Source organism: Massilioclostridium coli (genome assembly GCF_900095865.1).
Lineage (GTDB): Bacteria > Bacillota > Clostridia > Oscillospirales > Ruminococcaceae > Massilioclostridium > Massilioclostridium facile.
On sequence record NZ_FMIZ01000005.1, the window covers coordinates 86115 to 100203 of the forward strand.

General features: G+C 42.9%; 17 protein-coding genes and 1 pseudogene. 15 read left to right on the forward strand and 3 right to left on the reverse strand.

The window, feature by feature from the left end; genetic code table 11:
• Window positions 1-88: 88 nt before the first annotated feature.
• The 3 genes from BQ2683_RS00925 to BQ2683_RS00935 all read right to left on the reverse strand — a co-directional run bounded on the left by BQ2683_RS00925 (window position 89) and on the right by BQ2683_RS00935 (window position 2324).
• Window positions 89-1438 (reverse strand): relaxase/mobilization nuclease domain-containing protein, encoded by a 1350-nt coding sequence (locus BQ2683_RS00925; protein WP_069986855.1) that lies wholly within the window; start codon window positions 1436-1438, stop codon window positions 89-91.
• Window positions 1399-1728: a plasmid mobilization protein gene (locus BQ2683_RS00930; RefSeq protein ID WP_069986856.1), complete on the reverse strand. Its 330-nt coding sequence runs from the start codon at window positions 1726-1728 to the stop codon at window positions 1399-1401. Before BQ2683_RS00930 ends, BQ2683_RS00925 begins: the two co-directional genes overlap by 40 nt.
• A gap of 239 nt (window positions 1729-1967) precedes the next feature.
• Window positions 1968-2324: a helix-turn-helix transcriptional regulator gene (locus BQ2683_RS00935; protein ID WP_069987137.1), complete on the reverse strand. Its 357-nt coding sequence runs from the start codon at window positions 2322-2324 to the stop codon at window positions 1968-1970.
• A 174-nt stretch (window positions 2325-2498) separates the two neighbouring features.
• Between BQ2683_RS00935 and BQ2683_RS00940 the strand changes: the two genes are divergently transcribed.
• The 15 genes and pseudogenes from BQ2683_RS00940 (at window position 2499) to grpE (ending at window position 14082) form a co-directional block, all read left to right on the forward strand.
• A complete protein-coding gene (locus BQ2683_RS00940) occupies window positions 2499-2810 on the forward strand; it encodes an ArsR/SmtB family transcription factor (RefSeq protein ID WP_033120020.1) in 312 nt (103 codons plus the stop codon).
• An 84-nt stretch (window positions 2811-2894) separates the two neighbouring features.
• Window positions 2895-3908, forward strand: a complete 1014-nt coding sequence (locus BQ2683_RS00945) for a permease (protein WP_069986857.1) — start codon at window positions 2895-2897, stop codon at window positions 3906-3908.
• A 104-nt stretch (window positions 3909-4012) separates the two neighbouring features.
• A complete protein-coding gene (locus BQ2683_RS00950) occupies window positions 4013-4387 on the forward strand; it encodes a thioredoxin family protein (protein ID WP_069986858.1) in 375 nt (124 codons plus the stop codon).
• A 55-nt stretch (window positions 4388-4442) separates the two neighbouring features.
• Window positions 4443-4856, forward strand: a pseudogene (locus BQ2683_RS00955) (arsenic resistance protein); the annotation flags it as partial.
• Window positions 4853-5062 (forward strand): hypothetical protein, encoded by a 210-nt coding sequence (locus tag BQ2683_RS00960; RefSeq protein ID WP_069986859.1) that lies wholly within the window; start codon window positions 4853-4855, stop codon window positions 5060-5062. The pseudogene BQ2683_RS00955 and the gene BQ2683_RS00960, both read left to right, overlap by 4 nt.
• A 411-nt stretch (window positions 5063-5473) precedes the next feature.
• On the forward strand, window positions 5474-5914 hold the full coding sequence (locus tag BQ2683_RS00965) for an RNA polymerase sigma factor (protein WP_069986860.1): 441 nt from the start codon (window positions 5474-5476) through the stop codon (window positions 5912-5914).
• Window positions 5895-6146, forward strand: a complete 252-nt coding sequence (locus BQ2683_RS00970) for a helix-turn-helix domain-containing protein (RefSeq protein WP_069986861.1) — start codon at window positions 5895-5897, stop codon at window positions 6144-6146. The genes BQ2683_RS00965 and BQ2683_RS00970 overlap by 20 nt, the downstream gene beginning before the upstream one ends.
• Window positions 6147-6577: 431 nt before the next feature.
• Window positions 6578-6838 (forward strand): excisionase, encoded by a 261-nt coding sequence (locus BQ2683_RS00975; RefSeq protein ID WP_329735910.1) that lies wholly within the window; start codon window positions 6578-6580, stop codon window positions 6836-6838.
• 107 nt (window positions 6839-6945) lie between these two features.
• Complete coding sequence (locus BQ2683_RS00980; RefSeq protein WP_069986862.1) at window positions 6946-8166, forward strand: tyrosine-type recombinase/integrase; 1221 nt, start codon at window positions 6946-6948, stop codon at window positions 8164-8166.
• 53 nt (window positions 8167-8219) lie between these two features.
• Window positions 8220-9314 (forward strand): redox-regulated ATPase YchF, encoded by a 1095-nt coding sequence (ychF, locus tag BQ2683_RS00985; RefSeq protein WP_069986863.1) that lies wholly within the window; start codon window positions 8220-8222, stop codon window positions 9312-9314.
• 134 nt (window positions 9315-9448) lie between these two features.
• On the forward strand, window positions 9449-10249 hold the full coding sequence (locus tag BQ2683_RS00990) for a Cof-type HAD-IIB family hydrolase (protein WP_069986864.1): 801 nt from the start codon (window positions 9449-9451) through the stop codon (window positions 10247-10249).
• A 55-nt stretch (window positions 10250-10304) separates the two neighbouring features.
• A complete protein-coding gene (prmA, locus tag BQ2683_RS00995; RefSeq protein ID WP_069986865.1) occupies window positions 10305-11225 on the forward strand; it encodes a 50S ribosomal protein L11 methyltransferase in 921 nt (306 codons plus the stop codon).
• A gap of 305 nt (window positions 11226-11530) precedes the next feature.
• Window positions 11531-12052 (forward strand): methyltransferase family protein, encoded by a 522-nt coding sequence (locus BQ2683_RS01000; RefSeq protein WP_069986866.1) that lies wholly within the window; start codon window positions 11531-11533, stop codon window positions 12050-12052.
• A gap of 457 nt (window positions 12053-12509) precedes the next feature.
• The gene (hrcA, locus tag BQ2683_RS01005; RefSeq protein ID WP_069986867.1) at window positions 12510-13559 is read left to right on the forward strand and encodes a heat-inducible transcriptional repressor HrcA; all 1050 of its coding nucleotides are present in this window, start codon (window positions 12510-12512) and stop codon (window positions 13557-13559) included.
• Window positions 13543-14082: a nucleotide exchange factor GrpE gene (gene grpE / locus BQ2683_RS01010; RefSeq protein ID WP_069986868.1), complete on the forward strand. Its 540-nt coding sequence runs from the start codon at window positions 13543-13545 to the stop codon at window positions 14080-14082. Before hrcA ends, grpE begins: the two co-directional genes overlap by 17 nt.
• Window positions 14083-14089: the final 7 nt, after the last annotated feature.

Sequence of the window (14089 nt, forward strand, 5' to 3'; positions counted from 1 at the left end):
TGCGTAACATTTCAAAAGCTGCACCTATGAGAAAACGGGCGCGGTGGCCAACATATCGGCTGCCGCGTCCGTTCTTTTTTATGCTTATTTATCCGCGCTCGGTTTCTTTTGCCCGTTCCGGCTGACGTTCCACTTTCAAAATACTGTCGATGTTCTGCTTGATAACGTCGTATTCCTTGACTTGCTTTTTCAGTTTTCCATAGTCGGCATACAGGGCTTCTTTTTGTTTTTGAAGTGCTGCGTACTCTACTTGCAGGGCGGTAATGCTTGGGAGCTTGGAGATACCCGCTGCCTTGATTGTCTTTGCCGCTGCTTCATGGAGAATTATATCGCTCTCATGGGCTGCCCGGTATTTATCCTTATCCTTTGCCTTGCGGTATGCAGCATAGGCAGGCTTTGTCTTTTGATAGGTAGTGATATGCTTGATAAGCAGCGTCATATCGGTAAGTCGCTTTTCAACCTCTTTTAAGCTGTCCGCTGCCTGTTCGCTTGCTGCGGTAACTTCCGCGATTTTCGCTGTCAGCTCTGCGTACTGCTCAATCTTGTGTTCCGTCAAGAAATTCATGGTTTTAGCTGCCTGTTTCAGATTATGGATTTTTGCCCATTGCTCATAGCCCCGGCTTTCCTGCGCCTTGATACTGTTCTGAATATCAATGAGCAGACTAACGCCGCCGCGATCTGCGCGGGGAGCTTTCGCAGCGTGGGCGCGTTTGCCGCTTATCCGTTCACTGATAGCTTCCTCTGTATAATCTGCGCCGAGGGTTTTCAATCGGGTAAACCGTTCCTGTCCGGGAGCGCGGCAGGAGATATATTTTCCCGGCTTTATCTCATAGCCCGCCGCCTGTAATTTTGAAAGCAATTCCTCAAAATCTGATACTTGGGGAATAAGCGCGTCCACGGCAATTTTTAGCTTGCCTTTATAGCTTGTACCCGTTTTCTCCGCTTGATACTCTGCATAGCTTTTTCCCTTGCTACCTCTGCTCGGAGTGATAACAGACAAGCCGTGTTCCCGGCACAGCTTATCGCTCATGTTCCGTATGCCGTAATAGCTGCGCTTGTTGGAATTGTACTTGTGGTGGTCTACGAAATTGACCGCGCAGAAAATCACATGATTATGGATATGTCCTTTGTCAATGTGAGTAGTCAAAACATATTCGTGCTGCCCTTTGGTTACTGCGTCTGCAAGCTGCCGTCCGATTTCATGGGCGGTCTGATAATCGACCTCTCCCGGCTCAAAGGATTGTATCAGATGGTGGGCTAAATTGTTTCCTTTATCCAACGCCTGCGACAGGGTAAAACCAAACTCAATGTCTGCCGTTTCATAGGCGCAGCCAAACGAGGACACAAGTATTTTTTCATCAGTCTTTGCGGGATTTTGGATATAGTCAAGGGCTTTGTTCAGCGTTCCTTTAATAGGCTTAATCTTTGTAACCGCCATATTTCCGCAAGCACCCCCTTTATTTCTTCTATGTCCTCTTGGTAGACGCTGCCTGTACTGTTCACACGCTTTGCAATCTGATTGACGTTGACACCGATTTTCTGTATCTCCGCTGTCATAGCTTTTATGTCGGTGTGGTCTACTTGCAGGATATACCCGTCAATGGCAATCTTCCGCAGATACGCCGCCATGTTCCGGGTGGGTATCAGCTTCATTTTTTCTTCTATTAAATCCCGTTCTGCTTCCGTTACTCTGAACTTGATTTGTACTGTTCTTTTTCGTCCGTCCATGCTTTGACGCTCCTTTCCATTCCGAGGGTTTGGGACACTTCCCAACAAGCAATTTTGCCGACGCTGCCGCAGAGCAGGGCAGGCAAAATACGGAAGTGGGTACCCGCTTCCTATGCTTGCTATTCATCTTTTCGCTTTCTTCCACGATAAAGACGGGATTTTGCCAAAGACACCCGCAGGAAAAGAAAAACGCCATAGAAACACAGCGTTTCCATAGCGTTCTTAGTGCATATTCAGTTTTAGTCATTGTCTTTTTCGACTTCCGTTATTTCCTTTGCCGTAGCCGCAACGATACGCAAACCGTTATCGCTCATGCTGTCAAGCAGAGTATCAAGCTGCCGCCGCTGCGTGGACTTCTCGGCGTTATCATTCGGAAAGAAAAACTGGTCTACCGAAATATGATAACGAGTAACAAGGTCATAGAAAACTTGCAGGCTCGGCTGTTGTCCCTTGTTCTCGATATTCGCAAGATAGCGCGGGGATATATAGAGCGCGTCGCTTACCGTTTTGCGGCTCTCTCCGTATTCTTTTCTCGCGGCTTTTATGGCTGCCCCGAACGCCTTAAAGTCATATAGTGGTACTGGTCGTTTAGCCATTTTCATTCACCCTCTTACATTTTACTGTTCCCCTTTCTTTTTGAATATGTCTACACAGTTCATAGTGTTAGCTTAAATAATGCCGATTATACAAAAGCGGTTGTAAACTTTCCAAAAACGCATTGACAAACTTCGATATGATTGGTATAATACAAGAGCAAGGAGGTGAATTGCTTGACAGAGAATGAGAAACGCGCAAGGATTTTCAAGTCCTTTTGCGATGCGAATAGATTAACGATTTTAGGGCTACTCAAAGGCGGGGAAAAATGCGCTTGCGAATTGCTTGACGAGTTGCATATAGGGCAGCCGACGCTATCACATCACATGAAAATACTTTGCGACGCAGGAATTGTCCGGGGACGTAAAGAGGGCAAATGGACGCATTATTCCTTTGACCCGCAAGGAGTACAAAAAGCAAAAGAGTTGTTGGACGAAATAACGGAGTTCTCTCCCGGTTGTTCGGATAATTGTTCCTGTAAACAATAAGCCGCTTGTAGGCAGCAAGCGGCTTATACAAAAACTAATATATCGACAAATTGCAATGTGTCAATTTTAAGGAGGTCTATGTTTATGCAAACTGTAAAGTCAATTTGGGATTTCTTCCAAACCGAACTTTTGGGTATGAGTTGGCTCAATCGTTTGATAGGTGATTTATTGAATGCTTGCGGATTAGATACCGCCGGGAAAGTCGGCGGCAGCGTTCAGTTTTTCATCTACGACACAATCAAAATCATGGTGCTGCTCGGCGTGGTGATTTTGATTATATCCTACATACAAAGCTACTTCCCGCCGGAAAGAACAAAAAAGATACTTGGTAGATTTCATGGTGTGGGTGCAAACTGTATCGCCGCGCTGCTCGGAACAGTAACGCCGTTTTGTTCCTGTTCTTCCATTCCGCTATTTATCGGATTTACAAGCGCGGGATTGCCGCTTGGGGTTACGTTCTCATTTCTGATTTCTTCCCCTATGGTAGACTTCGGCTCTCTTGTGCTTCTTATGAGCATTTTCGGTTGGAAAGTCGCTGTCCTTTATGTAGTGCTTGGATTAGTGATTGCCGTTGTGGGCGGCACGTTGATTGAGAAATTACATCTTGAAAACTACGTTGAGGGTTTTATCCGCAATGCAAATACCCTTGATGTTCCGCAGGAAGAACTACACTTCAAAGACCGTATCAAATACGCATGGGAGCAGGTTTTAGCAACAGCAAAAAAGGTTGCCCCCTATGTACTGATTGGCGTAGGTATCGGTGCATTTATCCATGATTGGATACCCGAAGATTTTATTGTCAAAGTGCTTGGTACGGGTAATCCCTTTGGCGTAATCCTTGCGACGATTGCGGGCGTTCCCATGTATGCGGATATTTTCGGCACAATTCCGATTGCAGAAGCCCTACTTGCAAAGGGCGCACAGCTTGGCGTTGCCCTGTCCTTTATGATGGGCGTTACCACGCTTTCGCTCCCGTCCGTAATCATGTTGCGAAAGGCAGTTAAGCCGAAGTTGCTCGGTATCTTCATTGCAATATGTACCGTTGGCATTATCATTGTGGGATATTTCTTTAATGCAATACAATATCTAATTGTGTGAGGGAGACGGTCTTAAAAGTGATAATGGGTACGGCTATTTTACTCATTGGATTTTATATGTTTTGGCTTGCATTTTAACAAAAATAATATTTGGAGGTAAAGAAAATGGCATTATTTGGTTTTGGTAAGAAGAAAGACGAAGAAAAAAACATTCCCGCTTGCGCTTGTCAAAGTGATTGTGCGACTTTTGAAGCGACAGAAGAGGACGCAAACAAGGTAAAAATTGAGGATGGGGCAATGAGCGTCAAAGTTCTTGGCGTGGGTTGCGCTTCCTGCCATGAACAATACGAACAGGCAAAGGCGGCGGTTAAAAGCATGGGACTTGATGTAGAAGTGGAGTATATAACTGATTTGCAAAAGGTCGTGGGGTACGGTGCAATGAGTATGCCCGCCCTCGTCGTTAATGAAAAAGTAGTTGCAATGGGTAAGGTACTTAAAGCTGCTGATGTTGAAAAGCTGCTGCACAAATTGGGGTTCTAAAGGGGGTGGCTCTCATGAGCAAAGAGAAAAGTGCAATAAACGTATTTCAAAAGTATCTAAGGGAAAAGACTATTTTGAAAACGTCTTTATTCACAAGTTTGACAGTATTACGACAATCGGGTTGCTGTTGACACTTGTTATGATTTTCTCTTTTCAAGGCAATGTCATTTTGGAAAATCCCTTGCACATTGTTTTGATAGCTATACCGCTTATTCTACAAACTTTCTTGATTTTTGCAATCGCCTATGTCGCTTGCCGGGTCTTAAAGCTACCCTATAAAATCGCGGCTCCCGCAGGAATGATAGGTGCGTCAAACTTCTTTGAGTTAGCCGTAGCGGTTGCAATCGCGCTATTTGGTACGACTTCGCCCGCCGCCCTTGCAACAACGGTAGGAGTATTAACGGAAGTACCCGTTATGCTCTTGCTTGTAAGGATTGCAAACAAAACAAAGGGGAGGTTCCCGGCATGAGTTGTCCGAATGTAAAAGAGTGCGCTTGTCCTAAAAAAACTTGCCCGAATAATGGGCGATGTTGTGCTTGCGTGATTAAGCATAGAGAAACAGACAGCTTGCCTTATTGCCTGTTTCTCGATAATGACGGTGATAAAAGTGTTAAGAACTATTATCAAAAATTGAAAATGCGTTTTGAAAACGAAAGCGAAACTGCCGAACATTAAGGGCAGCAGTACGGCGGTTTTGAAATAACAAACAAGACCGCCGTTTCCTTTTTTGAAAAATTGAGTTACGGAGGGGGTATTAAAGTCGCCCTTTTTTAGGATACGGCGGTATCTATGGAGGTAGCGTCGTGTCCATTTTTATTTACACTAACCCACCGAATAATCTACGGTCAAAAAAAGCTATCACCCGCCGTCGGGGTATTCCGGCTACGAATATGAACTGTCAAATCACCTAAATACTGCATACATTTCCTTTGCGCCCGTCCGCGTCTTGCGGACGGGCGCATTTTGTGTTTTTCAAAACTTTTTTGAAAAACTTTTCTATTCCGTTTGGCAAATCTGCGGTGCGTCCGTGGAAGGCAGCCGAAAGGGGATAAATAACCCGCCCCCGGGACGAAAGGGGGTGAGAACATGGATTACCCTAATCGGTTGGAATGGCAGACAAGATGTGAGTTTAATGCGTACTGCAAACGCACGCTACGCAACGAACTGATTGACGCCTGCCGGGAAAGCAGAAGTCGGCAAAAGCACGAAGTCAACTTTTCAGACCTTGCCCCGCATGAGGAAAAGCAGCTTTATACCGTTGACAGATATTTTGTCAATGAGGACGAGGACGCTTTTTGTGCAGGCGGTTTGAAGATTACGGCGAAGCTGCTTGCCGAAGCAATGCGCTCCCTGCCGGAAGAAAAGCGGCAAGCCGTTTTACTGTACTACTTTTTCAGCATGACCGACACTGAAATCGCGGAGCTTATGAAAGTCCCCCGCAGCACAGTACAGTATAGACGGACAAGCTCTTTTGAACTGCTAAAACGATATTTGGAGGAACGCGCTGATGAATGGAACGAATTGTAATGAAAATGAGCGCGGCTTGTTACCCTACCCGGTCATTTTAGCCGCGACAAAGGGCGACCCCGACGCCATGAAAATTGTAATGCAGCACTACCAAAGCTACATAGCCCATTTGTCTATGAAGAAAATCCGCGACGAAAGCGGCAATACCTATTACGGCGTAGACGAGGACTTGCGGGAACGGCTGCAAGCAAAGCTCATGCGGGCTGTCCTATCCTTTAAGACAGATAAGTAAAAACGCGAAGTGTTCCACCCCTTTCCGCTTTGCGTATTCCTGTCTTTTGTACCTTGACAAAGAAAGCGACGCAAGATAACGGCGGCGCAGCATAGGGCAAATCAGATACGTTCCTTTTGTGCCGAGCCATGCGGCGGGTGCGCCATGACGTTATCCCGGCGGGACTTTCCCGCCCGGGATAACCGAGCGACCAACACCGACGCCGGAAAACAGGCATAGCAGCCTGTCGGCGACGAAGCGCAAAATACATAATGATACTCCCTTATCGCCATAGTCCGAGCGTTCAAAGCGTCGCAGGCAATGGGTAGGGCTGCGCGAGAACCGCGCAGGGGTGCAATTCCCGTGAGGTTGAGAAGCGAATCGATCGTCTGATTAAAGCCCCTTTACTGATGTTTTTAATTGTTTCAACCATTGAAAGGGGAAATGTTCTTATGAATGAAGAAAAAATGAACGCCCCTTGTGCGATAGGCACTAAAGGAGCAGTTACAACTGGCAGCGAACAAAGAGTACCGATACATCTTAAACTGACATTGACCATAAAAGAAGCTGCCGAATATAGCAATATTGGAATTAACAAGATTGACACCATGCTAAAGCAACCTAATTGTCCATTTGTACTATATGTGGGGACAAGAAAATTAGTCAAACGTCGTGAATTTGAAGAATATATCCGGCGTGAGCTGACAATATGAATATCTAATCGACAATTCTTGTTATTGAGATTGAAAAAACAGAGTCTTTATGCTATAATATATGCTTGCATTGGACTCTCTTTTGAGATACGAAAGGAGTCCGATATATGGGAAAAAATCTAAAAGGTAAAGAGTGCGGCAAAGGCATTTACCAAAGAAAGGACGGTTTATTCTCCGCAAGATACTACGCAAAAGACGGCAAACGCAAAGAGAAGTATTTTGAAACATTGCCGGAAGCGAAAAACTGGCTTGCTGACGCAAGATATGAGGAACGGCATAACCTTATCGTCACTTCTCCCGATATGACGGTAGACAAGTGGTTTACTTACTGGATTGAAAATATCGTTTGTGACCTTGCTCCGAATACCATAAGAAATTATAAAGAGCGTTACAAATGGAATATCCAACCCGTAATTGGAGCCATGTGCATAGCTGATGTAAAGCCCATGCACTGTAAAGCTGTTCTGAACCGAATGGAAACTACCTATGCAGGCTCGACCATTCGACAGGCTTATATCACAATGGGAACCATGCTGAAATCAGCAGTTATGAATGATATTATCGCAAAGCACCCGATGAATGGTGTCCGCTACACAAAACCCGTTCGTGCGGTAGATGATATTAAATACTTAACCGTTGAGGAACAGGAGAAGTTCTTGGAAGCAGCGGAACGCTCTCATAATTACAGGCAATACGCCTTGTTACTGGAAACAGGATTGAGAACGGCTGAATTGATTGGTCTGACTTGGGACGCTATTGATTGGAAAAAGCGGACATTGACAGTAAACAAAAGTTTAGAGTATCGACACAGCCAGGGATATTGGCGTGCGGGACCACCTAAGACGCAAAAAAGTTATCGTACCATTCCTCTCACAGATAAGGCATATTCCATTCTCAAAAGCTGCTATGATGAAAAAGACCAACGAAAACAGTCTGAAACATTGTCACAGGTTTTAGAGTATATCGACAGCAGGACAGGCGAAAATAAATGCCTTGTTATGCGAGATTTGGTTTTTGTCAACTGGAGAACAGGAGAACCCGCAAAAAACAGTTCCTATGACACACACTTATACAAATTGTGTGATGAAGCAGGTATTAAACGCTTTTGTATGCACGCCTTGCGACATACTTATGCCACACGCGCCATTGAGCGCGGCGTACAGCCTAAAGTGCTGCAACAGCTTTTAGGACACGCAAGCATTAAAACAACAATGGACAGATATGTTCATGTTACGGACGAATCACTGGTAAACGCCATACGCCAATTTCAACAGGCTACGCCGCCAATTTCAAAAAAAGGGCGTAAAAAGGGCGTACAAGAAATTTAAGGAAAGGCGAAAAGCCTTATAAATCAAGGCTTTTCGGATAGGTATAAACAATTATGAAATTAGGTATGGTTGGTTTGCCTAATGTAGGCAAAAGTACATTGTTTAACGCGCTTACAAACGCAGGTGCAGAATCCGCGAACTATCCATTTTGTACGATTGAACCAAACGTAGGCGTTGTATCCGTTCCAGATGACCGTTTGGATAAACTGGCCGAAATGTATGACCCGGATAAATTTACACCTGCTATTTTGGAATTCGTGGATATTGCTGGTCTGGTAAAAGGCGCTTCCAAAGGGGAAGGTTTGGGAAATAAATTTTTGTCCAATATCCGTGAAGTGGATGCGATTGTACATGTAGTACGGTGTTTTGAGGATGATAATATCATCCATGTAGATGGAAAAATTGGTCCAGAACGGGATATTGAAACCATTAACCTGGAATTGATTTTTTCTGATATTGAGATGCTGGACCGCCGCTTGGATAAAACAAAACGTGCATTAAAAGGAGATAAAAAATTACAATCCGAAGTGGATTTACTGGAAGCCCTCCGTTCCCATTTGGAATCCGGCTTGCCAGTCCGCAGTTTTGAATGTAATGAGGATCAGCAAGCAATCATCAATACTATTGATTTCCTTTCCAACAAGCCGGTAATTTACGCCGCAAATTTAAGTGAAAATGACTTTATCAATAACATTGAAACCAACCCTTATTATTTGCAGGTTTGTGAAATCGCAAAACGGGAAAACGCAGCAGTGCTTCCTATCTGCGCAAAAATTGAGGAAGAAATCTCCGACATGGAACTGGAAGATAAAAAAATGTTCTTAGGGGAATTGGGGCTAGAACGTTCTGGGCTGGACCGTATTATTCAGGAAAGTTATTCTCTGCTGGGGTTGATTTCCTTCCTGACAGCAGGAAAACAGGAAGTGCGGGCTTGGACAATTAAAAAAGGCACCAAAGCACCACAAGCTGCCGGAAAAATCCACACTGATTTTGAACGTGGGTTTATTCGCGCGGAGGTCATCAGCTTTGACGACTTGATGGAATGTGGGACAATGGTAGTGGCAAAAGAAAAAGGCCTAGTACGCCTAGAAGGAAAAGAATACGTTATGCAGGATGGCGATATTGTTGTATTCCGCTTTAATGTGTAAAATGGATTATAGAAAAAATCCGGTTGGTAATACAGCCGGATTTTTTTAGCCTGTTGGGATAATTGTAACCAGAATTATCTTTATTTGTGATATAATAAATTTTATAAAACAATGGAAAGGTTTTCAGTATCATTATGATTAAATTAATTGCGGCGGATATGGATGGAACTTTATTAAATAGTCAAAAAGAATTGTCCCCTAATTTGTTTCCACTATTAGAGGAATTAAAAAACAGGGGCATATTATTTGCGGTAGCCAGTGGACGACAATACTATAATTTAACCAAGGAGTTTGCAGGGGTAAACGGACTAAGCTATATTTCGGAAAATGGCGGGATGGTATTCCATCAGGGAAACTGTATTTTTACTGATGAAATTCCATGGGAGGATTTAAAACGGCCTGTGGAGCTAATCCAGAAAATACCCAACGCAAAACCAATTTTATGTGGAGTAAAATCCGCTTATCTTTCCAAACTAGACGCCAGCGACCCAGAGGTGCTGCGGAATGCAAAAATGTATTATGAACGGCTGAAACTGGTTCCAGATATATTGGAGGCGGCAAAGCAGGACCATATCTGTAAAATTGCCATCTTTGATGTAACAAAGGCGGAACAGAACACTTATCCTGCATTGCAGGAATTAAATAGAAAGTTCCGTGTGCTGCTTTCTGGAGAACAGTGGGTGGATGTAATGAATCCAGAAGTGAACAAAGGCAAAGCATTAAAGGCATTGATGGCGGCAATCCAAGCAACACCTGAAGAAACCATGGCGTTTGGGGATTATTTGAATGACTATGAAATGATGCAATCCTGTTATTATAGCTATGCTATGGCAAATGCTCATCCTGATCTAAAGGCTGTGAGCAATTTTCAAGCAAAATCCAATGATGAGGATGGGGTAGTAAAGGCAATCCAACAGATGTTGCAGAAAAATTGACAATCCCTTTCTGGATACGGTATAATCAAAGAAAACGGACGGAGGTATTTTATAAATGGAAAACTGGACAGCGATTCATATTCAAATTCCTTGTGAACTGGTAGATCAGGCGGCAGCAATTACTCAAATGGTCGTACCTTATGGCATTTATATTGAAGATTATACAAATTTGGAAGAACAAGTGGAGCAGATTGCCCATATTGATTTAATTGATGAGGACTTATTAAAAAAAGACCGAACAAAAGCAATTATCCACGTTTATATCGACCCAACCCAGAATCCAATGGAAGCAGTTAGCTTTTTACGGGAACGGTTTGAAAGTGAGGCCATTCCTTATCAAATTGACACCGAAGGGGTAAAAGAAGAGGATTGGGCGACAGCTTGGCAAAAATATTACCATCCAATTCGGGTTGGTAACCATCTTGTGGTATGTCCGGAATGGGAAGAATGTGACTTACAGCAAGGCGATGTAAAGGTCACCTTAAACCCTGGTATGGCGTTCGGGACAGGGACCCATGAAACGACCCGTTTATGTATGGAACTGTTGGAACAGCATATAACGCCAGATTCTAAAATGTTGGATATCGGTTGTGGAAGCGGTATTTTGGCAATTACCGCAATGCTGTTGGGGGCAAAATCCGCAGTTGGGGTTGATATTGACGAATTAGCGGTAAAAGTAGCTTATGAAAATGCCGACTTAAATGGAATAAAGGATCAAGTTACCTTTGTATGTGGAGATTTGACCGATAAAATTTCCGGCACCTATGATGTTATCTGTGCTAACATCGTTGCGGATGTGATTATTAAACTGTGCGATACTGTAACCGACTTTATGCATCAGGATACTGTATTGCTGTGTTCCGGTATCATTGACCAGAGAGAAGATGATGTAGTTATGGCACTACAACAGGCAAACCTGCAAATTTTAGAGATTAAGCGTGAAAATGGCTGGGTAGCCATTAGTTGTAAAAAATAGGGTTCCTACAAATAGAACAGTTTGTAGGAACAGGATATGTTTATGCGTACGAATGGTGTAACACAATAAAAAACGGAAAGTTGTAGAGCGTAGTAGAGAATTTTTACGATGGCTTTATTCAAAGAGAAATTCCAGATACTCCTTTTTTGCTGTTTAACTAATTGAAAAGGTGCTTTGTAATGGGCTGGGAATTGGCGAGTGGTGGATTGCACCGAGAATCCGCCAAATGATCGCCAATTGGACAACTAAATGTAATACAGGAAAAGCCGGCTTTTTATCAAACTATTTTCATACGGAGTTGAAAAATGAATGGTTTTCTTTTATTGGTTCCATTTTTACTGGTAAGATTTATATTACTTACCGTTTTAAATAAAACAGCTTTGCGGCGAGCAGCTTATTTTGTGCCAGTACAGGGAAAAGAGAAAATAGCCTATTTGATTTATCAGGTATCCATGGCTGGTATCTTACTATATCCACTGTTCCTGACGGTAAAGATAGATTTATCGTGGCAGCTTTTTCTGGGGTTATTTTGTTATGTATTGGGTTTATGCTTATGTGCTGTTACAATGGTCTGTTTTGCTTTTCCCAGCGATACAGGATTAAACAAAAATGGAATTTACCGTTTCTCCCGGAATCCTATGTATTTAGCTTATTTCATTTGCTTTATAGGCATGGCTTTTTTAACGCGTTCTCTCGTACTGTTTGGGATAGTTCTATTTTTTCAAATCTTTGCACATTGGATTATCTTATCAGAAGAAAGATGGTGCATTGAAACATTTGGGACAGCCTATCAGGAATATATGAAAAAAGTACGGCGATATATTTAACTTAAATCTTTTATTCGATTGGCTCGTTTTCTATAACAGGGATTCTGGATGAAAAACAGCTTGTTTGTGGTAAAAATTCAATCTGGGTTTTTGGTTTGTTTGCAATCAAATCATAATTTTAGCATAAATTTCAGGTAATCTAAGGGCAGGTTCAAAAACCTGCCTTTTATCTTGTTGTATTTTTAGCACTCTACGAATAACATTTCTAAAAACCAAGCTATTTTTCATGTTTTTACTGGTATATAGATGGATTCTTTGGGAACGCTTTGATTGTTAGCATTTGTATAACATGCACGATCACATAAGCAGTTATTATGTAAATTTGAACGAAATTTAAATCATTCTTCAATTTTTCTCCTTGCCCTTGACATTCCGAAAAGAGGGTGCTATATTATATTTAGCACTCAGATAGATGGAGTGCTAAAAGCGAGATTTGTCACACCCAGAGGTGAAATCAATGAAAAGTGATGACAGACGGCTGAAAATATTACAAATTGTTGTGGATTCTTATATCCGTACCGGTGAGCCGATTGGTTCCAAAACAGTGGCTGCGTTAATGAACAATGAGGTTTCCTCCGCCACCATACGGAACGACATGGCAATGCTGGAACGGCTGGGCTTTTTAGAGCAGCCCCACACATCGGCTGGAAGGATTCCAACTTATCTGGGTTACCGGATTTATATCAATAAATTGATGCGCCCCAGCGGCCTGTCAGAGGAAGAAAAACATCGGATTGACACCATGTTGCAGCGGGAAAAAACATCCCCTCACGCAGTGGTGGAAAACGCGTTGGAAGCCCTGGCGGAAGTTACAGGATGCGCGGCGGTCAACACCAGCAACCTTCCTAAATTTTCAGTCATCACAAAGGTAGAGGTGGTACCTGCAGGTAGAAAATTATACGCCCTGTTGATGATTACATCTACCGGAGAGATTAAAAATAAAATATGCCGTTTGGAATTTGATTTAAATCAAGAACAGCTTAGCTTTTTTGAGAACCTAGTAAAACACGAATTATTAGGTAAAAATGTGGAGCAGCTTACCCCAGTCACAATGCAAAACATGGCAGTTGCCCTTGGCAGTTACATGCTTTCCCTTTCCCCATTGTTATATGCAATCTACGAACTGTCAGATGAAATTTCCCGTCAGCAAGTAGAAATGAAAGGGGAACGAAACCTGTTGCGTTGCAGGGATTTTGATGCAGGGGAACTAATCCATTTTATCAATACCAAAAATGAGATTGGAAAAATCCTTTCCTCGGCTTTTGATGGCATAAATGTTGTATTTGGTAAAGAAACTGATACCTTTACCATTACCAATTCCAGCTTGATCCTTTCCAAATATGGAAGCGACCATCCTATGGGGTCATTTGGAGTGATTGGGCCAATCCGGTTGGATTATTCCAAGATTATCCCTTATATGGAGTATTTTTCTGAGAGTGTATCAAGGATCATTGACAATATGATGGAAGAGCAGAAAGGAGCATTGACCGATGGCGAAAAAAAATAACGATGAAAAGGAAAACCTGGATGAAGTAGTGGAAGAAACTACTCAGCAGGAAGATAGCCAGACAGAACAGGATGCTGCGGACCAGGAAATGGAGCAGCTAAAACAGCAGGTGCAGGAATTAAAAGACCAGAATTTACGGCAGTATGCGGAATTTGATAATTTCCGTAAACGTACCCAACGTGAAAAATTAGAAAGTTATAAAAATGCTACTGCAGATTGTGTGTTACAATTTATTACTGTGTTGGATAATCTGGAGCGTGCGCTGGATGCAGAAAAAGAGGATAGCAGCATGAAAAAAGGTGTGGAGATGATCGCCACACAGTTTAAAGAAGTCATGGCAAAAATGGATGTACACGAAATCAATGCGTTGAACCAGCCATTTGACCCTGAACTGCACAATGCGGTAAACCAAGTACAAGATGAAAATTATGGAGAAAACACCATTTGTCAAGTATTCCAAAAAGGGTACCAGATGGGGGATAAAGTGATCCGCCACGCAATGGTGGTTGTAGCAAATCCATAATAGTTCA